At 61.5% G+C, this 18,135-nt stretch carries 10 protein-coding genes, 2 tRNA genes, 2 rRNA genes and 2 riboswitches; of the genes, 6 read left to right on the forward strand and 8 right to left on the reverse strand.

Features of this window, described 5'->3' with window-relative positions:
* Window positions 1-15: 15 nt before the first annotated feature.
* From HF916_RS20910 to HF916_RS20925, 4 genes are all read right to left on the reverse strand, one after another.
* Window positions 16-2,897, reverse strand: a 23S ribosomal RNA gene (locus HF916_RS20910).
* A gap of 321 nt (window positions 2,898-3,218) precedes the next feature.
* Window positions 3,219-3,294 (reverse strand) — tRNA-Ala (locus tag HF916_RS20915).
* 74 nt (window positions 3,295-3,368) lie between these two features.
* Window positions 3,369-3,445: transfer RNA gene (locus HF916_RS20920), tRNA-Ile, on the reverse strand.
* A 65-nt stretch (window positions 3,446-3,510) separates the two neighbouring features.
* Window positions 3,511-5,043 (reverse strand): 16S ribosomal RNA (locus HF916_RS20925).
* Together the 16S and 23S rRNA genes with 2 tRNA genes alongside form the textbook arrangement of a ribosomal RNA operon.
* Before the next feature lie 654 nt (window positions 5,044-5,697).
* Between HF916_RS20925 and HF916_RS20930 the strand changes: the two genes are divergently transcribed.
* Window positions 5,698-6,642 (forward strand): flagellar brake protein, encoded by a 945-nt coding sequence (locus HF916_RS20930; protein WP_168790739.1) that lies wholly within the window; start codon window positions 5,698-5,700, stop codon window positions 6,640-6,642.
* Between the two features lie 35 nt (window positions 6,643-6,677).
* Here the strand turns inward: HF916_RS20930 and HF916_RS20935 are convergent, their stop codons facing one another.
* From HF916_RS20935 to cobW, 4 genes are all read right to left on the reverse strand, one after another.
* Window positions 6,678-7,223, reverse strand: a complete 546-nt coding sequence (locus tag HF916_RS20935; RefSeq protein WP_431311433.1) for a vWA domain-containing protein — start codon at window positions 7,221-7,223, stop codon at window positions 6,678-6,680.
* A gap of 131 nt (window positions 7,224-7,354) precedes the next feature.
* Window positions 7,355-8,425 (reverse strand): ATP-binding protein, encoded by a 1,071-nt coding sequence (locus HF916_RS20940; protein WP_240975457.1) that lies wholly within the window; start codon window positions 8,423-8,425, stop codon window positions 7,355-7,357.
* On the reverse strand, window positions 8,422-12,228 hold the full coding sequence (gene cobN, locus HF916_RS20945) for a cobaltochelatase subunit CobN (protein ID WP_168790741.1): 3,807 nt from the start codon (window positions 12,226-12,228) through the stop codon (window positions 8,422-8,424). The genes HF916_RS20940 and cobN overlap by 4 nt, the downstream gene beginning before the upstream one ends.
* A 6-nt stretch (window positions 12,229-12,234) precedes the next feature.
* Window positions 12,235-13,326 carry a cobalamin biosynthesis protein CobW gene (gene cobW, locus HF916_RS20950; protein ID WP_277352281.1) on the reverse strand — a complete coding sequence of 364 codons (1,092 nt, stop codon included), beginning with the start codon at window positions 13,324-13,326 and terminating at the stop codon, window positions 12,235-12,237.
* A 197-nt stretch (window positions 13,327-13,523) separates the two neighbouring features.
* Window positions 13,524-13,805, reverse strand: a riboswitch (cobalamin riboswitch).
* A 67-nt stretch (window positions 13,806-13,872) separates the two neighbouring features.
* Window positions 13,873-14,122, forward strand: a riboswitch (cobalamin riboswitch).
* Between the two features lie 227 nt (window positions 14,123-14,349).
* Here cobW and cobA point away from each other — a divergent pair.
* Genes cobA through bluB form a run of 5 tightly spaced genes read left to right on the forward strand, consistent with a single transcriptional unit; the run spans window position 14,350 to window position 18,128 of the window.
* Window positions 14,350-15,123 (forward strand): uroporphyrinogen-III C-methyltransferase, encoded by a 774-nt coding sequence (cobA, locus tag HF916_RS20955; RefSeq protein WP_168792095.1) that lies wholly within the window; start codon window positions 14,350-14,352, stop codon window positions 15,121-15,123.
* Window positions 15,120-15,584 (forward strand): cobalamin biosynthesis protein, encoded by a 465-nt coding sequence (locus HF916_RS20960; protein WP_168790742.1) that lies wholly within the window; start codon window positions 15,120-15,122, stop codon window positions 15,582-15,584. Before cobA ends, HF916_RS20960 begins: the two co-directional genes overlap by 4 nt.
* Window positions 15,581-16,183, forward strand: coding sequence for a cob(I)yrinic acid a,c-diamide adenosyltransferase (gene cobO, locus HF916_RS20965; RefSeq protein WP_007177053.1), 603 nt, complete (start codon window positions 15,581-15,583; stop codon window positions 16,181-16,183). The genes HF916_RS20960 and cobO overlap by 4 nt, the downstream gene beginning before the upstream one ends.
* Window positions 16,184-16,186: 3 nt before the next feature.
* Complete coding sequence (locus HF916_RS20970; protein WP_168790743.1) at window positions 16,187-17,485, forward strand: cobyrinate a,c-diamide synthase; 1,299 nt, start codon at window positions 16,187-16,189, stop codon at window positions 17,483-17,485.
* Window positions 17,469-18,128, forward strand: a complete 660-nt coding sequence (bluB, locus tag HF916_RS20975) for a 5,6-dimethylbenzimidazole synthase (protein ID WP_168790744.1) — start codon at window positions 17,469-17,471, stop codon at window positions 18,126-18,128. Before HF916_RS20970 ends, bluB begins: the two co-directional genes overlap by 17 nt.
* Window positions 18,129-18,135: the final 7 nt, after the last annotated feature.

The raw sequence follows: 18,135 nt of genomic DNA on the forward strand, positions 1-18,135 counted from the left end.
AGACACACCGGTTATAGGATCAAGCCTTACGGGCAATTAGTATCAGTTAGCTTAACGCATTACTGCGCTTCCACACCTGACCTATCAACGTCCTGGTCTTGAACGACCCTTCAAGGGGCTCGAAGCCCCGGGGATATCTCATCTTAAGGCGAGTTTCCCGCTTAGATGCTTTCAGCGGTTATCTCTTCCGAACATAGCTACCCGGCGATGCCACTGGCGTGACAACCGGTACACCAGAGGTTCGTCCACTCCGGTCCTCTCGTACTAGGAGCAGCCCCCTTCAAATATCCAGCGCCCACGGCAGATAGGGACCAAACTGTCTCACGACGTTTTAAACCCAGCTCACGTACCTCTTTAAATGGCGAACAGCCATACCCTTGGGACCGGCTACAGCCCCAGGATGAGATGAGCCGACATCGAGGTGCCAAACACCGCCGTCGATATGAACTCTTGGGCGGTATCAGCCTGTTATCCCCAGAGTACCTTTTATCCGTTGAGCGATGGCCCTTCCATACAGAACCACCGGATCACTATGACCTGCTTTCGCACCTGCTCGACTTGTCGGTCTCGCAGTTAAGCACGCTTATGCCATTGCACTATCAGCACGATTTCCGACCGTACCTAGCGTACCTTCGTACTCCTCCGTTACACTTTGGGAGGAGACCGCCCCAGTCAAACTGCCTACCATGCACTGTCCCCGATCCGGATTACGGACCAAGGTTAGAACCTCAAACAAACCAGGGTGGTATTTCAAGGGCGGCTCCACGCAGACTGGCGTCCACGCTTCAAAGCCTCCCACCTATCCTACACAGACCGGTTCAAAGTCCAATGCAAAGCTACAGTAAAGGTTCATGGGGTCTTTCCGTCTAGCCGCGGGGAGATTGCATCATCACAAACACTTCAACTTCGCTGAGTCTCGGGAGGAGACAGTGTGGCCATCGTTACGCCATTCGTGCAGGTCGGAACTTACCCGACAAGGAATTTCGCTACCTTAGGACCGTTATAGTTACGGCCGCCGTTTACCGGGACTTCAATCAAGAGCTTGCACCCCATCATTTAATCTTCCGGCACCGGGCAGGCGTCACACCCTATACGTCCACTTTCGTGTTTGCAGAGTGCTGTGTTTTTATTAAACAGTCGCAGCCACCAGTTTATTGCAACCCCTTCACCCTTCTGGCGCAGGCCAGTCAAGCTACAGGGGCGTACCTTATCCCGAAGTTACGGTACCAATTTGCCGAGTTCCTTCTCCCGAGTTCTCTCAAGCGCCTTAGAATACTCATCTCGCCCACCTGTGTCGGTTTGCGGTACGGTCTTGTTAAACTGAAGCTTAGAGGCTTTTCTTGGAACCACTTCCAGTTGCTTCACCGCCTAAGCGGCTCGTCCCATGCCCTTGAATTGCGCACCCGGATTTGCCTGAGTGCCTTCTCCAACACAGAAACCGGGACTTCCAACACCCGGACAACCTTCCGCGATCCGTCCCCCCATCGCATTTAACAATGGTGCAGGAATATTAACCTGCTTCCCATCAGCTACGCATTTCTGCCTCGCCTTAGGGGCCGACTCACCCTACGCCGATGAACGTTGCGTAGGAAACCTTGGGCTTACGGCGAGGGGGCCTTTCACCCCCTTTATCGCTACTCATGTCAGCATTCGCACTTCCGATACCTCCAGCGCACTTTTCAATGCACCTTCGCAGGCTTACGGAACGCTCTCCTACCATGCACATAAATGTGCATCCGCAGCTTCGGTATATTGCTTAGCCCCGTTACATCTTCCGCGCAGGACGACTCGATCAGTGAGCTATTACGCTTTCTTTAAAGGATGGCTGCTTCTAAGCCAACCTCCTGACTGTTTTAGCCTTCCCACTTCGTTTCCCACTTAGCAATATTTGGGGACCTTAGCTGGCGGTCTGGGTTGTTTCCCTCTTGACACCGGACGTTAGCACCCGATGTCTGTCTCCCGTGATTGCACTCTTCGGTATTCGGAGTTTGCTATGGCGTAGTAATCCGCAATGGACCCCACAACCATGACAGTGCTCTACCCCCGAAGGTGATACACGAGGCACTACCTAAATAGTTTTCGGAGAGAACCAGCTATTTCCAGGTTTGTTTAGCCTTTCACCCCTATCCACAGCTCATCCCCTAACTTTTCAACGTTAGTGGGTTCGGACCTCCAGTACGTGTTACCGCACCTTCATCCTGGCCATGGATAGATCACCTGGTTTCGGGTCTACACCCAGCGACTGAATCGCCCTGTTCGGACTCGCTTTCGCTACGCCTGCCCTAATCGGTTAAGCTTGCCACTGAATGTAAGTCGCTGACCCATTATACAAAAGGTACGCCGTCACCCTCTTTCAAAGGCTCCGACTGTTTGTATGCATGCGGTTTCAGGATCTATTTCACTCCCCTCCCGGGGTTCTTTTCGCCTTTCCCTCACGGTACTGGTTCACTATCGGTCGATCACGAGTATTTAGCCTTGGAGGATGGTCCCCCCATCTTCAGACAGGATTTCACGTGTCCCGCCCTACTTTCCGTACACCTAGTTCTTCCTCGCTGTTTTCGTCTACAGGGCTATCACCTGCTATGGCCGCACTTTCCAGAGCGTTCGACTAACAATGAAGATAAAGAGTACAGGCTGGTCCCATTTCGCTCGCCACTACTCTGGGAATCTCGGTTGATTTCTTTTCCTGCGGTTACTTAGATGTTTCAGTTCACCGCGTTCGCTTCACGTAGCCTATGTATTCAGCTACGGATACTCCATACGGAGTGGGTTTCCCCATTCGGATATCGGTGGATCAAAGCTCGTTTGCCAGCTCCCCACCGCTTTTCGCAGGCTACCGCGTCCTTCATCGCCTGTGATCGCCAAGGCATCCACCACATGCACTTGTTCGCTTGACCCTATAACGAGTGTGTCTCGCCACCCCTGTGTTGCCACAGCAGCAGTTCAACAGTCGCTACAGGTTGAGTATTCGTGTTGCGCCGTATTCCAAAAGCGATCTTTCGATCTCTCTTTTCATACATTGATACAATCACAACCCTGATTCACCTACTCACACACCCATCTCTAGATGTCCTTTCGTGAATCTCTTTACTACTTCTTCCTGATTGTTAAAGAACGACAGCCGATATCGCGGTTGCTATAACCGCGTATCACTCTGACTGGCTCAATCGCCAATGCACAACGCTCTGCTTCTCACAGCAACGCTACGCATTGAGGATTGGTGGAGGATGACGGGATCGAACCGACGACCCCCTGCTTGCAAAGCAGGTGCTCTCCCAGCTGAGCTAATCCCCCAGTCATACACAGATATCGCTATCTGTACGGATACCCCAGGGGTTGATCAATTAGCGCAGCCACCGCAGAAACAGTGGTGGGTCTGGATGGATTCGAACCATCGACCCCCGCCTTATCAAGACGGTGCTCTAACCAACTGAGCTACAGACCCCTGAGTCTGTCCATTTTCACAGCCGATAAGCGTGAGCGCTCAACGTTCGACACGTCTAGCTCGAGAAAGGAGGTGATCCAGCCGCACCTTCCGATACGGCTACCTTGTTACGACTTCACCCCAGTCATGAATCCTACCGTGGTGACCGTCCTCCTTGCGGTTAGACTAGCCACTTCTGGTAAAACCCACTCCCATGGTGTGACGGGCGGTGTGTACAAGACCCGGGAACGTATTCACCGCGGCATGCTGATCCGCGATTACTAGCGATTCCAGCTTCACGCACTCGAGTTGCAGAGTGCGATCCGGACTACGATCGGTTTTCTGGGATTGGCTCCCCCTCGCGGGTTGGCGACCCTCTGTTCCGACCATTGTATGACGTGTGAAGCCCTACCCATAAGGGCCATGAGGACTTGACGTCATCCCCACCTTCCTCCGGTTTGTCACCGGCAGTCTCCCTAGAGTGCTCTTGCGTAGCAACTAGGGACAAGGGTTGCGCTCGTTGCGGGACTTAACCCAACATCTCACGACACGAGCTGACGACAGCCATGCAGCACCTGTGTTATGGCTCCCTTTCGGGCACATCCACCTCTCAGCAGACTTCCATACATGTCAAGGGTAGGTAAGGTTTTTCGCGTTGCATCGAATTAATCCACATCATCCACCGCTTGTGCGGGTCCCCGTCAATTCCTTTGAGTTTTAATCTTGCGACCGTACTCCCCAGGCGGTCAACTTCACGCGTTAGCTACGTTACCAAGTCAATGAAGACCCGACAACTAGTTGACATCGTTTAGGGCGTGGACTACCAGGGTATCTAATCCTGTTTGCTCCCCACGCTTTCGTGCATGAGCGTCAGTATTGGCCCAGGGGGCTGCCTTCGCCATCGGTATTCCTCCACATCTCTACGCATTTCACTGCTACACGTGGAATTCTACCCCCCTCTGCCATACTCTAGCCCGCCAGTCACAAATGCAGTTCCCAGGTTAAGCCCGGGGATTTCACATCTGTCTTAGCGAACCGCCTGCGCACGCTTTACGCCCAGTAATTCCGATTAACGCTTGCACCCTACGTATTACCGCGGCTGCTGGCACGTAGTTAGCCGGTGCTTATTCTTCCGGTACCGTCATCCCCCCCAGGTATTAACCAGGAGGTTTTCTTTCCGGACAAAAGTGCTTTACAACCCGAAGGCCTTCTTCACACACGCGGCATTGCTGGATCAGGGTTTCCCCCATTGTCCAAAATTCCCCACTGCTGCCTCCCGTAGGAGTCTGGGCCGTGTCTCAGTCCCAGTGTGGCTGGTCGTCCTCTCAGACCAGCTACAGATCGTCGCCTTGGTAGGCCTTTACCCCACCAACTAGCTAATCTGCCATCGGCCGCCCCTGCAGCGCGAGGTCCCGAAGGAGCCCCCGCTTTCATCCGCAGATCGTATGCGGTATTAATCCGGCTTTCGCCGGGCTATCCCCCACTACAGGACACGTTCCGATGTATTACTCACCCGTTCGCCACTCGCCACCAGGGTTGCCCCCGTGCTGCCGTTCGACTTGCATGTGTAAGGCATGCCGCCAGCGTTCAATCTGAGCCAGGATCAAACTCTTCAGTTCAAACCTGTTACTGTTTTTCGGTCTCTTCCGAGACCGGTCGCTCACTCAACGTACTGACGAATGATCCAACCATCTTGCGACAGTCAAACCTTCCTTTCATTACTGTGTGAGACTTGATACTTTCGCTTGTTCAGCAGATCCCGAAGGATCCACCGCGCGTCGCGCATCAAGCGCCCACACTTATCGGCTGTTAATTTTTAAAGATCGAGTCCGCATTCACTACCGAACCGGCACCGCACTTCAACTACCCGGCACCGCTTCGTTCTGCGTCGCTGCATCAGCAGCAGAGAAACGAGATTATGGAGAGCGAGAGAGGGGTCGTCAACCCCCTTCGCGCAATATTTTTCAGAAAGTTGAGAGACACGGAAACAGACCACCACCACAACGCCGTCAAATTAGTTAGTCATCCGATCTAATTGACCACTCACGAGGCAATCGTACTCGTGACGGCCAGCCAGGTAGTCAGCGGCCGCACCTCCCCGCTGCCAAATCAGCCAAACGAGCCTCCTTACTATACAGAGCCACGACACACATCCGGCGCACACCCGACAGCAGCGTCGAAAGAACGGGAAAGCCGGCACCGCCGAAAAAACTAAAGTTTCCCCCTCGCCAGCCGTCAACCAAGATATCCCGTCACTTAAATAGCCGCCGATCATGGACAATCCAGTCGAGGAACACGTCGAGGAAGCCTCTTCCGCAGCCCAAACGCCAGCCCTAGATCCGGAAAAGGTGCCGGTAGGCACGCCTCTCGACTGGCCGATCGTCGACGCCGACGGCACGCTTCTTTTCGCCAGCGGCACCATCCTGGCGACCCCGGACGAGCGCAAATTCCTGTTCGGGCACTTCCGTCCGCAGCGCGGCGACTTACTGGGCGCGGCCGCGCAACCGCCGCGCCAGGCAGAGCCGCAAGCGGATCCCAACGGCGAACTGACGCTCAAGGACATGCACCTGGAAATCGGTGCATTGATCGGTGTGCGCTCGCAGCTCGGCAGCGGCGCGCCCATGCATCCGTGCCGCATCATCGGTTTCGCGCCGAATCATTCGCTCTTCGTCACTCCGCCGATGCACGAAGGCCGCATCTTCCCGCTGGGCATCGGCGAAAACATCGAAATCGTCGCGATCGCCAGCCATGCGGTGTTTCGTTTCGTGTGCACGATCGAGGCGATCTGCCGCGCGCCGTTCGACTACGTCGTGCTGTCGAAGCCCGGCGTGATCCGCCGCCTGCGCGAACGCAAATCGATCCGCGTCCGCGCGCACCTCGCGGTGCGTTTCGGCATCGGTCAAAGCGGGGAATCGTATGAGGGCCTCGGACTCGCGAAAGGCATCAGCGCACTCGGCATGTCGCTGGACGCCTCGTGGACTCTCGGCGCTGTCGGCGACCGGTTGCGCGTTGCGTTCTGCCTGAAATCGAAGGATCTCGACACGGAGATCGAAACCACGGCGGTGATCCGCAACGTGCAGAAAGGTAGCGGCCCGGGTGAGCCTTCGACGCACGGGCTCGAACTCGATCAACTCGATGCAGCCCAGCAGATGGCGATGAAAGTCTTCGTGTTCGACCGTCAGGACGATGTGGTGTATTGGTCGAGCGGCCTGAAATAAGCGCAGGCCCGAGAGCGGCAAGGCCCGCGTGCCGCTCAGCCCATCACTATCAGTTCTTCTGGCGTGAAACGCCGCGCGCCCCACGCATCGGCGAGCACTTCGCAGCGGCCCAGCCGGATCGCCTCGCGCTCGAAATCGACGAACACCACTTCGTCCGCATCCAGCGGCCGCGCCGGCATGTCACGCGTGCGGCCATCGGTCAGAATCCACAACCAGCGTTGCTGCCCGGGCTTGCGACGCGCGCTGCGATCCAGCAGTTGGGATGCACGCTGAACGCCTGCGGCCAGCGGTGTGCCGCCTCCGCCGCCCACTGGCCTCAGCCACTGCTCGTTCCACCAGCGCGGCACAGCGGGACCGAAACGCACATCCGCACCAGTGCCACCGAAACAGACCAGCGCCGCCTCGGCACGCGCCGCGCTCGCGCGGTCGAACAAGGCGATCAGCAATCCCTTGGCGAGCGCAAGGCGCTGCCCGGCCAGCATGGAACCGGAGCAATCGAGCACGAAGCAATGCAGCACGCCGCCACGCGGCGCTTCGCGCATGAAACGCAGATGCTCGGCGCGCAGCGCGTTCTGTCGCATCGCGGCGAGTGTCGGCGGCCAGTCGATGCGCTTGCCCGGTTGCCCGCGCAAGCGCCCGCGCGCATCTGCGCCAGCGCCTTGAAACCATCGAAAACCGCTGCGCGAGTCAGCGGCGGCGCCCTTCCGATGGCTCAGCGTTTTTTTACGTTCAGTGGAATGACGCCTTTGACGTGCGTGGTCGCGGCCGGCTCGGGCGCGAGGTAGCCCCAATCGCTCTCGCCGGCAGCCGCGGCCGGCGGCGCATTGCCTTCCGCGGATGAAGAGCGGCTATCGGAAGAAGCCTCCCGCTCGCCGTCACTCTCACGCGCATCACCTGCCGCCGACGACTCGCGAACCTGCCGCCGATGAGCCAACACCGCCTCAGCCACCCGATCGACATGCTCCGCCGTCACCGCGGCCGCCTGTTCGAGCGCCGCCAACGCACGCGCCGCGCGCAGCATCACGAGATCGGCGCGCAAACCATCCACGGCGGCGTCGATGCACAGCGCGCTCACATGCGCATGCACGGCGTCATCGAACGCGAGTTGCGGCAACCTGCCGCGCGCCGCTCGAATCCGCTCGACATGAGCCGCCTGCTGCTGCGCATAGCCCGCACGAAAACCCTGCGGATCGAGATCGAACGCCAGCCGCGCTTTCACTATCGCCTGACGCACACGCGGCTCGAAACAGTTCTGCAACTCGACCATCAAACCGAAACGATCGATCAATTGCGGCCGCAGTTCGCCCTCTTCAGGGTTCATCGTGCCGATCAGCACGAAGCTCGCGTCGTGGCTATGCGATACGCCATCGCGCTCGACGGTATTCACGCCGCTAGCCGCCGCGTCGAGCAAGGCATCGACGAGCGCGTCGGGCAGCAGATTGACTTCGTCCACATACAGCACGCCGCGGTGCGCTTTCGCGAGCAGACCGGGCGAGAAGCGCACCGAACCGTCGCGCAACACGGTTTCGATATCGAGCGTGCCGATCAAGCGATCTTCGCTGGCGCCAAGCGGCAGATTCACCAGTTGCCCTTCCGACAGCAACTCAGCCAGCGCGCGCGCCGCGGTCGACTTCGCCGTGCCACGTGGCCCGGTGACCAGCACGCCGCTTAAGCCCGGATCGATGGCGGCCAGCAGTAGCGCCTGCTGCAACGGCGCCTGGCCGATCAGCGCGGCAAAGGGAAAAACGGGCCGCGCGTTGGCCGCACTCATCGCTGGATTCATGTTTGCATTCCTTCGATCTGCTGCTCGCTCGCAAGCAGATGCTGTTCGACTTGCGCGCGATAGTCGCCGGGCGCCTGCCACAAACCGCGCTGCATGGCTTCGAGCAAACGCTCGCAGATCGAATGCAACGCGTGAGGGTTGTGCCGCTGCAAGAACTCGCGGGTGTCCGCGTCGTTCAAATAAGCATCCGTCACGAGCGCATATTGATGATCCGCGATCACGCGCGCGGTCGCGTCGTAACCATACAGATAGTCGACGGTCGCAGCGATTTCCGCCGCGCCCTTGTAGCCGTGACGCTTCACGCCATCGAGCCATTTCGGATTGACCACGCGCGAGCGGATCACGCGCGCGATCTCCTCATGCAGCGTGCGCACGCGCGGCGCGGCCGGATTGCTGTGGTCGGCGTGATACACACTCGGCTGATCGCCGGCCAGATGCCGCACCGCGGCGACCATGCCGCCCTGGAACTGGTAGTAATCGTTCGAATCGAGCAAGTCGTGTTCGCGGTTGTCCTGGTTCTGCAGCACCACGTCCATTGCCGCGAGGCGCGTGCCGAACGCGTGACGCGCCTCTTCGCCCGCGCTCTTTTGCGTGTATGCGTAGCCGCCCCACGCCTGATACGCGTTCGCGAGATCGGCGTCGGTCTGCCATTGCTGCGAGTCGATCATGTCCTGCAGACCCGCGCCGTAAGCGCCGGGCCGCGCGCTGAACACGCGCCAGCCGGCGCGCTTGCGCGCTTCGGCGGCGTCCATGCCGCGCGCGATCAGCGCATCGCGCTCGCGCAGCACGCGTGCGCGAATCGGATTCAGGTCCTCGGGTTCGTCGAGTTCGGCGACGGCTTGCACGGCGGCGTCGAATAAATGCATGACGTTGGCGAAGGCGTCGCGGAAGAAACCGGACACTCGCAAGGTGACATCGATACGCGGCCGGTCGAACACCTCGATCGGCATGATTTCAAAATCGGTCACGCGATGGCTGCCCGGTGCCCACTTCGGCCGCACGCCGAGCAACGCGAGCGCCTGGGCGATATCGTCGCCACCCGTGCGCATGGTCGCGGTGCCCCAAACGGACAGACCGATGGCGCGCGGATAGTCGCCCTTCTCCTGCAAATGCCGTTCGATCAGTTGCTGGGCGGATTTCAAGCCGAGCGACCAGGCGGCTTGCGTGGGAACCGCGCGCGTGTCGACCGAATAGAAGTTGCGGCCGGTGGGCAGCACGTCGGGCCGGCCACGCGATGGCGAACCGCTCGGTCCAGGCGGCACGAAACGCCCTTCGAGGCCACGCTTTAGCTGAAGCATTTCCTGCGGGCCGCAGGCGTCGAGCCGCGGCAGTACGTCGTCACGCAGACGCTCGATCACTTGCTCCGCTTGCGGCAAGCTAACCGCAAGAAACGGCGCTGCTGATGCGTCCGTTCGATCGCCGCACACGTCTCGCAGCAACTCGGCCGCCAGCAACTCCAGCCGTTCGCGCGTATCGCCGCAATGCCGCCACGGCGCATCGCTCACACGCTGCAGCGCATCGGGACGCGGCCCGTCCCACACCGCCGACCAATCCACCGACAACGGATCGAACAGATGATCCATCTTCAGATCACGCGCCAATGCATCGATCAACCCGGCCTTGCCGCCTTGCCCATCGCCGACAGGAAAGCGTCCCAACGCCAGCAACGTATCGCGCCGCTGCACGCCATCAGGCGATTGCCCAAACGTATGCAAGCCATCGCGAATCTGCGCTTCCTTCAACTCGCACAGCCACGCATCGACGCGCGTGAGCAGCGCGTCTTCATCATCCTGCCCGTTCGGCGCCGCAAGACTCAGTTCCTCATGCAACTTATGTTCGACGATGGTCGCCAGAATCGTGCGCCGCAACAGCTTCGAGCGGCGCGGATCGACCATCAACGCTTCATAGTATTCATCGACCTGGCGCTCCAGGTCCTGCAACGGTCCGTAACTTTCGGCACGCGTGAGCGGCGGCATCAGGTGATCGATAATGACGGCCTGCGTACGGCGTTTCGCCTGGCTGCCCTCGCCCGGATCGTTGACGATGAACGGATACAGATGCGGCATCGGCCCAAGAATCAGATCGGGCCAGCAGGTATCGCTCAACGCGACGCTCTTGCCGGGCAGCCATTCGAGATTACCGTGCTTGCCGACATGCACGACCGCGTCGATGCCGAACTGGTGACGCAACCAGAAATAGAACGCCAGATACGCATGCGGCGGCACCAGCTCGGCGTCGTGATAACTCGCGTAATCGCCCTGCTCGCGCGAACGCGACGGTTGAATGCCGACGAACACCTGCCCGCAACGCCAGCCCGCGATCATGAAACGGCCGCGTCGCAGCGTCGGATCCTGGTCGGGCGTGCCCCAACGCGCGTTCAGCGCCTGGCGCGTTTCGGCGGGCAAGGCGTTGAAGTGCGCGAGATAGTCGTCGAGCGCGAGGCTTTGCAGCGCGGGACGCAGATCGCGCACGACCGGATCGTTGGTCACGCCTTCGGTGAGCTTTTTCAGCAGCGCGCCGCCGTCCGTGGGCAAGTCGGCGAGACGATAACCTTCGTCGCGCAGCATCGACAGAATGCCGACCACCGAGGCCGGCGTATCGAGTCCCACGCCGTTGCCGATGCGCCCTTCGCTCATCGGATAGTTGGCGAGGATCAGCGCGAGTTTCTTGTCCGCGTTATCGAGTGAACGCAGACGGCACCAGCGTCGGCTCAGCTCGGCGAGAAAACGCACCCGCTCGGCGTCCGGCTGATAACGCACCACATCGACCTGAGTGTGCGGACAACGGTACGCGAGGCCCTTGAAACTGATCGCGCGCGTGATGATGCGGCCATCCACTTCCGGCAGCGCGATATGCATGGCGATATCGCGCGAATTGAGACCCTGATTGTCCTTGACCCAATCCTCGCGGTTGCCGCCGCTCAGGATCACCTGAAACACCGGCGCGTCGCCGGCGAGCGCGAGCGGCTCGGGGTCGTCGATTGCGGACGCGGCGAACGCGGTCGTGTTCAGCACCAGCGCGACATCGTGCTGCGCGCACAGCGATTGCACGACGTCGCGGCTCATCGCATCTTTCAGAGAGGTAATCGCGATCGGCAGCGGATTCAGACCTTGCGATTCGAGCGCGTCGATCAGCGCATCGAACACGGCCGTATTGGCCGCCTGCAGATGCGCCTTGTAGAACAGGATCGCCGCGACCGGCGCGTGCTGTTGCCAACGCGCCTGCCAGTCGGCCATGGTCGGCGTGTCGCGTTCGGGATGGTAAAGCGTCGCGGCCGGCAACGCGCGCGGCGGCGCGGGCTCACGTCCCCAGCCAAAGGCGCGGTGCGCGATGCAGCGCAGAAACGCCTCGGCATTTTGCGGGCCGCCTTCACGCAGATAGCGCCAGAGCTGATGGCACAGATCGGGGCTCGCAGTGCTACGCGCGAGCAGATTCGGATCTTCCTGCAGATCGCCGGAGAACATCGCGAGCGTCTGCTGCTTGCGCTCAGCGAGCGCCACCACCTGCTCAATGCCGTAAGGCCAATACGCCTCGCCACCGAGGTGATCGACCACCACCACGCGTGCATGCTGCAAGACGTCTTCGAGATAAAAATCCACCGACGCCGATTGCCGCAAATACGTGACGTTCGCGAGCCGTACGCTCGGGAAGCCTTCACCGAGCCGCGGAAAAACGCTCGCCAGCAGCGACAGCGTGGTATCGGCGGAACTGAGCACCACGATATCCGCGGGCTGCTGATCGATACGGATCACGCCTTGCGTATCGTCGACAAAACCGCCCGGCGTGGTGCGCAGCAGATGCATGAGCGCTTACGCCTGTTGCGTTTCGACGCTCGACGGCACGCCGAGCGCCGCGTCGAACGCACGCTGCAGCGCGGGCTGATCGAGGTCTTCACCGATCAGCACGAAGCGGCTCGGGCCGCTTTCGCCGGCCTGCCAGCGTCGATCGAAATAGCTGTCGAAGCGGCGCCCGACGCCTTGAATCACCAGACGCATCGCCGCGCCCGGCAGCGCCGCGAAACCTTTGACGCGGTAGATCGTGTTGGTTTCGACGAGCTGTTGCAGCGCGGCGATCACCGCCTCGCGCGACGACGCGTTCGCCTGCACGACCACCGAGTCGAACTCGTCGTGATGGTGGTCGGCGTCGTCGGCGGAACCGTGGTGATCGTGGCGCAAGTGGATCGACTCTTCCGACGCCGCTTCGAGGCACAGCAACGTATGCAGATCGAGCTGGCCCTTGTGCGCGCGCACGATCTTCACTTGCGGCGGAATTTCTTCGCGGATCGAAATTTCAACCGCGCTTTGCTGCGCGTCGTCGAGCAAATCCGTCTTGTTCAGAATCACCAGATCGGCAGCCGACAACTGGTCTTCAAACAATTCGTGCAACGGCGACTCGTGATCGAGATTCGGATCGGCCTTGCGCTGCGCATCCACGGCGATCGGATTGTCGGCGAACTGACCGCTTGCCGCGGCCGGGCCGTCCACCACGGTGACCACGGCATCCACGGTGAAACTGTTCTTGATCTGCGGCCAGTTGAACGCCTGCACCAGCGGCTTCGGCAGCGCGAGCCCCGACGTCTCGATCAGCACGTGATCGATCTGGTCGCGGCGCTCCACGAGTTTTTCCATCACCGGAAAAAACTCTTCCTGCACGGTGCAGCACAGGCAGCCATTCGCGAGTTCATACAGTTGACCTTCGGTTTCGACGCCGTTTTCATCGCAACCGATGCCGCAACCCTTGAGGATTTCCCCGTCGATGCCGAGCTCGCCGAACTCGTTGACGATCACCGCGATGCGCTTGCCGCCCGCATGCTGAAGAATATGCCGCAGCAGCGTGGTCTTGCCGCTGCCGAGAAAGCCCGTGACGATGGTGACGGGGATCTTGCGCATTTGAGTTTGCATCGTGAGGTCCATCCGTAGGAGTTGCACGTGCACGCCGGCGTGTTTGTCTATCTGTCTGCGCGCAATGGCAAACGGAGCACACGCCCGATGAGCCACGACGATAACAAAACACGGGGACGAACGACGGCGTTGCCGCGACAACAGAAAAACAGAAAACGGGAATGAGATCATGAACGCAGCGCCGCATCCCCGCGGCGTTCGTTCTTCGTATTCTGGCCGGTATCCGGGCTGGCGAAAGCGCCGCTTCCCCTTCCCGGGCGAGTGGTTTCTCGCCCAGTGGGTAATATGCCGACGCGGCCTTGCGCGTGGACATCGAAGCCGGCTCCGCGGCGCTAAAGCTCTGAACTTAGCACCACATTTCGCTTACCGTTGCGGGGGCAGCACAGGTTGACCCGATCCATGGCAGGCAGGCACCCTGTTTCCCGTTTAACTGCATGCGCACGAGCGCGCACACGAGCACCAAAGTGCGTGCGAGTGTAGGCCCGCGGCCCGGTGCCGTCAAGGAAACGCAAGCCGCAAGCGCTTATCGGGCGGGGCGCCATGTGCTATCGTATGCGCGCGTTTGGTGCCCGCACATGCATTCGCGTGTGCAGTTAAACGGGAAACAGGCAGCGCTCTGTGCGCTCAATCTGTGCTGTCCCCGCAACGGTAAGCGACCTGCGGCGCGATGTTGAATCGACTTGCGCCGCGCATGCGTTTTTTATGCCACTGTCCGGCACATTTCATCGAATGCGGACGGGAAGGCAAAGCGCATGAGGCCGCCAGCCCGGATACCGGCCAGACGCGGAGGTGGCGAACGTCACGCCGCCGGACGCCGGAATCCGCGAGGGACGGATGTGATGGCGCTGAAGCACGACGAAGTGTGTCCGCGTAGGCGGGTTCCGTCTGGAATCGCTACGAGCCGCACATGGCGCCGTGCCTGAATCCGTAGCACTGCATGACCCCAAAGTCCGCCGTCTGGCGACCCTTCGCGCTTCATCCCTTCCTGCTCGTCACGACATGGCGCTCGCCATGCACGTCGCGATGACCCGCGCCTGGCTGATCGGCGCCGGCCCCGGCGACGTCGAGCTCATGACCATCAAGGCCACCCGTGCATTGGCGCAAGCCGATGTAGTGCTGGTCGACGACCTGGTGAATCCCGAGGTGCTGCAGTTCGCGCGCGCCGACGCGCTCGTCGTCTACGTCGGTAAACGCGGCGGCCATCCGTCCACGCCACAGGAAGGCATCGTCGCGCAGATGCTCGAACATGTGCGGGCCGGGCGTAGCGTCGCGCGTTTGAAAGGCGGCGATCCGTTCGTATTCGGCCGTGGCGGCGAAGAACAGCAGGCGCTGCACGCGGCGGGTATCGAGGTGGAAGTCATCAACGGCATCACGGCGGGCATCGCGGCGCCCGCGGCGATCGGCATTCCGGTCACGCATCGCGATCACGCACAGGGCGTGGTGTTCGTCACCGGACACGGCGCGGGCAGCGGCGAGCCCGACTGGGCCGCGCTCGTGGCCACGCGCATGACGCTCGTGATCTACATGGGGATGCGGCGGCTCAACGATATCGTCGGCGCGCTGCTCGCGGCCGGCATGAGCGCCGACACGCCGTGCGCGGCAATCGAATCGGCCACGCGTCCCGAGCAACGCCATGCGCTCGCGCGGCTCGGCGAGTTCGCCGACACCGTCGCGCGTGCCGGACTCGGCTCGCCGGCGATCGTGGTGATCGGCGGCGTGGCGTCGCTCGCGTTGGCGCGCGCGGCGGCGCATGCCGACGCTGCAACGCCGCCCGCGGACGGAACGGATACGCGATGAAAACGCTGAGCGTCGGCATCGGTTGCCGTTTGCACAGCTCGGCTGGGCAGATCGAAGCCGCGGTGCGCGCCGCGCTCGGCGTACATTCATTTGACGAAATCCGTACCGTCGCCTCGCTCGATACCAAAGCCCGTGAAGCGGGCCTGCTCGAATTTTGTGCGCGTCATGCGCTGCCGCTGACATTCTTCAGCCTTGAACAGATCGCGGCGGTGCCGGTGGCGGAGCCTTCGGCGGCAGTGCGCGAGCATCTCGGCGTGGACGGCGTCTGCGAGCCGTGCGCGCTGCTTAGCGCGGCGGGCGGGGCCGGTCTCAGTGAATCCGCAGGGTGCGACGCGCCTCGCGCCACGCTCCTCGTGCGCAAAACCGTTTATGCCGGCGTCACCGTGGCGATCGCGTCAGCCATCACTCACGCCGAACGCAAACACCCAGACAACGACACACAGAAACAGGACTTGCCATGAAGACCGATCCCGAATCGCATCAACGCATGACCGAGCGCCGCCGTGAAGGCCACGAGAAAAAACAGGCCAACGCCACCGTCGAAAAAGGCCTGCTGATCGTCAACACCGGCACTGGCAAAGGCAAAACTACTGCTGCGTTCGGCATGGCCGTGCGCGTGCTGGGCCACGGCATGCGTCTGGGCGTCGTGCAGTTCATCAAGGGCGCGCTGCACACGTCGGAGCGCGACTTTCTCGGCGCGATCGCCAACTGCGATTTCGTCACAATGGGCGACGGCTACACCTGGAACACGCAGAACCGCGACGCCGACATCGCGACCGCGCGCAAAGGCTGGGACGAAGCGCGCCGGATGATCGAAAGCGGCGACTATCAGATGGTGATCCTCGACGAGTTGAACACCGTGCTCAAGTACGAATACCTGCCGCTCGACGAAGTCCTTTCAGTGCTGACCGCGCGCGCGCCGATGCTGCACGTGGTGGTGACCGGCCGTCACGCGCCGGACGCGCTGATCGAAGCCGCCGATCTCGTCACCGAAATGCGCATCGTCAAGCATCCGTATCGCGAGCAAGGCGTGAAAGCGCAGCGCGGCGTGGAGTTCTGAGCCATGGCCGCGTGCCCCGCCCTGTTCATCAGCGCGCCCGCGTCGGGTCAAGGCAAGACCACGATCACCGCGGGTCTGGCGCGCTACCATCGGCGGCTGGGGCGACGCGTGCGTGTCTTCAAGACCGGACCGGACTTTCTCGACCCGATGATTCTGGCGCGCGCGAGCGGCGCGCCGGTCCTCTCGCTGGACCTATGGATGGTGGGCGAAGCCGCCTGCCGCGCGCTGCTCGCGCAAGCGGCCGCCGAAGCCGACCTGATCCTGATCGAAGGCGTGATGGGTCTGTTCGACGGCACGCCGAGCAGCGCGGATCTCGCCACCACGTTCGGCGTGCCGGTGCTCGCGGTGATTTCGGCGAAGGCGATGGCGCAGACCTTCGGCGCGGTCGCCTTCGGTCTCGCGCAATTCCGGCTACAGGTGCCGTTTTATGGCGTGCTCGCCAATCGCGTCGGCTCCGCGCGGCATGCGCAGATGCTTGAAGAAGCGTTACCACCGGGGCTGCGCTGGTGCGGACACATTGCCGCGAGCGATGAAATCGCGCTGCCCGATCGCCACCTCGGCTTGCATCAGGCGGACGAAATCGACGATCTTGACGCGCGCCTGGATCACGCCGCCGACACTTTAGGCCGCACCGCGCTGGCCGAATTGCCGCCGCCGGTCGAGTTCGGCGAGGCTGCGCCGGAGATACTGCCGCGCCTGCTGGATGGCAAAACGATTGCGATTGCACGCGATGCCGCGTTCTCGTTCATCTATCCCGCCAACATCGCGCTGCTGGAAGCACTGGGCGCGCAAGTCGCCTTCTTCTCGCCGCTCGCCGACGAACCACCACCCGAACACGCGGACGCTGTCTATCTCCCCGGCGGCTACCCTGAACTGCACGCCGCCACACTGGCAAGCAACACGCACAGCGCAGCAACCATCCGCGCGCACGCGGCCGCCGGCAAACCACTCATCGCCGAATGCGGCGGCATGCTCTATCTGCTCGACCAGCTCACCGACACGCACGGCGCGAGTACGCCGATGCTCGGCCTGCTGCCCGGCCATGCGACGATGCAAACGCGCTTCACCGCGCTCGGCATGCAACAGATCGACAGCCTGTACGGGCCGATGACCGGCCACACATTTCACTACTCGAAGCTGAACACGTCGCTCACGCCGCTGCGCTCAGCCACAAGGCCGCAAGGCGACGCGCCCGGCGAGGCTATCTATCGCGCCGGCTCGATCGTGGCGACTTACATGCACGCTTATTGGCCCTCCAACCCGGCCTTCACGGCCGCCCTGTTCCATGGCGAAGCCTTTTAACGATTCCGAGCGCGACGCCGTCTACCGCGCGATTTACGAACGCCGCGACATGCGCCATTTCGTGCGCGATCCGGTCGACCCGGCCGTGCTGCAGCGTCTGCTCGACGCGGCGCATCACGCGCCGAGCGTCGGCTTCATGCAGCCGTGGCGGATCGCGCGGATCACCGATCCCGCGCTGCGGACAGCCTTGCATGACACAGTGGAGAGCGAACGCCTCGCCACCGCCGATGCGCTCGGCAAACGCCGCGAAGAGTTCATGAAGCTGAAAGTGGAAGGCATGCTGGACTGCGGCGAGTTGCTGGTGATGGCGCTGATGGACGGCCGCGAGCGCCACATCTTCGGCCGCCGCACCTTGCCGGAGATGGACCTCGCGTCGGTGGCGTGCGCGATCCAGAACATGTGGCTGGCCGCGCGCGCCGAAGGTCTCGGCATGGGCTGGGTATCGCTGTTCGACGTCGACGCGGTTCGCCAACTGCTGCACATGCCCGAGGGCGCACGTCCCGTGGCAATTCTGTGTCTGGGCCACGTCGACCAGTTTTATAGCGAGCCGATGCTGGAAACCGAACGCTGGGCGAGCCGCATGCCGCTCGCCGATTGCGTGTTCGAAAACCGCTGGCCGGAAGACAGCGATGCACCGGAATGACCTCGAC

Origin of the sequence: Paraburkholderia aromaticivorans, from assembly GCF_012689525.1 — a bacterium.
GTDB classification, from domain to species: Bacteria; Pseudomonadota; Gammaproteobacteria; order Burkholderiales; family Burkholderiaceae; genus Paraburkholderia; species Paraburkholderia aromaticivorans_A.

Bases quoted from the DNA above. Each gene is read 5' to 3' on its own strand.
- cobW (WP_277352281.1), bottom strand. From the start codon at position 13,326: ATGCAAACTCAAATGCGCAAGATCCCCGTCACCATCGTCACGGGCTTT.
- HF916_RS20930 (WP_168790739.1), top strand. From the start codon at position 5,698: ATGGACAATCCAGTCGAGGAACACGTCGAGGAAGCCTCTTCCGCAGCC.
- cobN (WP_168790741.1), bottom strand. From the start codon at position 12,228: ATGCATCTGCTGCGCACCACGCCGGGCGGTTTTGTCGACGATACGCAA.
- HF916_RS20940 (WP_240975457.1), bottom strand. From the start codon at position 8,425: ATGAATCCAGCGATGAGTGCGGCCAACGCGCGGCCCGTTTTTCCCTTT.
- HF916_RS20960 (WP_168790742.1), top strand. From the start codon at position 15,120: ATGAAAACGCTGAGCGTCGGCATCGGTTGCCGTTTGCACAGCTCGGCT.
- HF916_RS20970 (WP_168790743.1), top strand. From the start codon at position 16,187: ATGGCCGCGTGCCCCGCCCTGTTCATCAGCGCGCCCGCGTCGGGTCAA.
- cobO (WP_007177053.1), top strand. From the start codon at position 15,581: ATGAAGACCGATCCCGAATCGCATCAACGCATGACCGAGCGCCGCCGT.
- cobA (WP_168792095.1), top strand. From the start codon at position 14,350: ATGACCCGCGCCTGGCTGATCGGCGCCGGCCCCGGCGACGTCGAGCTC.
- bluB (WP_168790744.1), top strand. From the start codon at position 17,469: ATGGCGAAGCCTTTTAACGATTCCGAGCGCGACGCCGTCTACCGCGCG.
- HF916_RS20935 (WP_431311433.1), bottom strand. From the start codon at position 7,223: ATGCGACAGAACGCGCTGCGCGCCGAGCATCTGCGTTTCATGCGCGAA.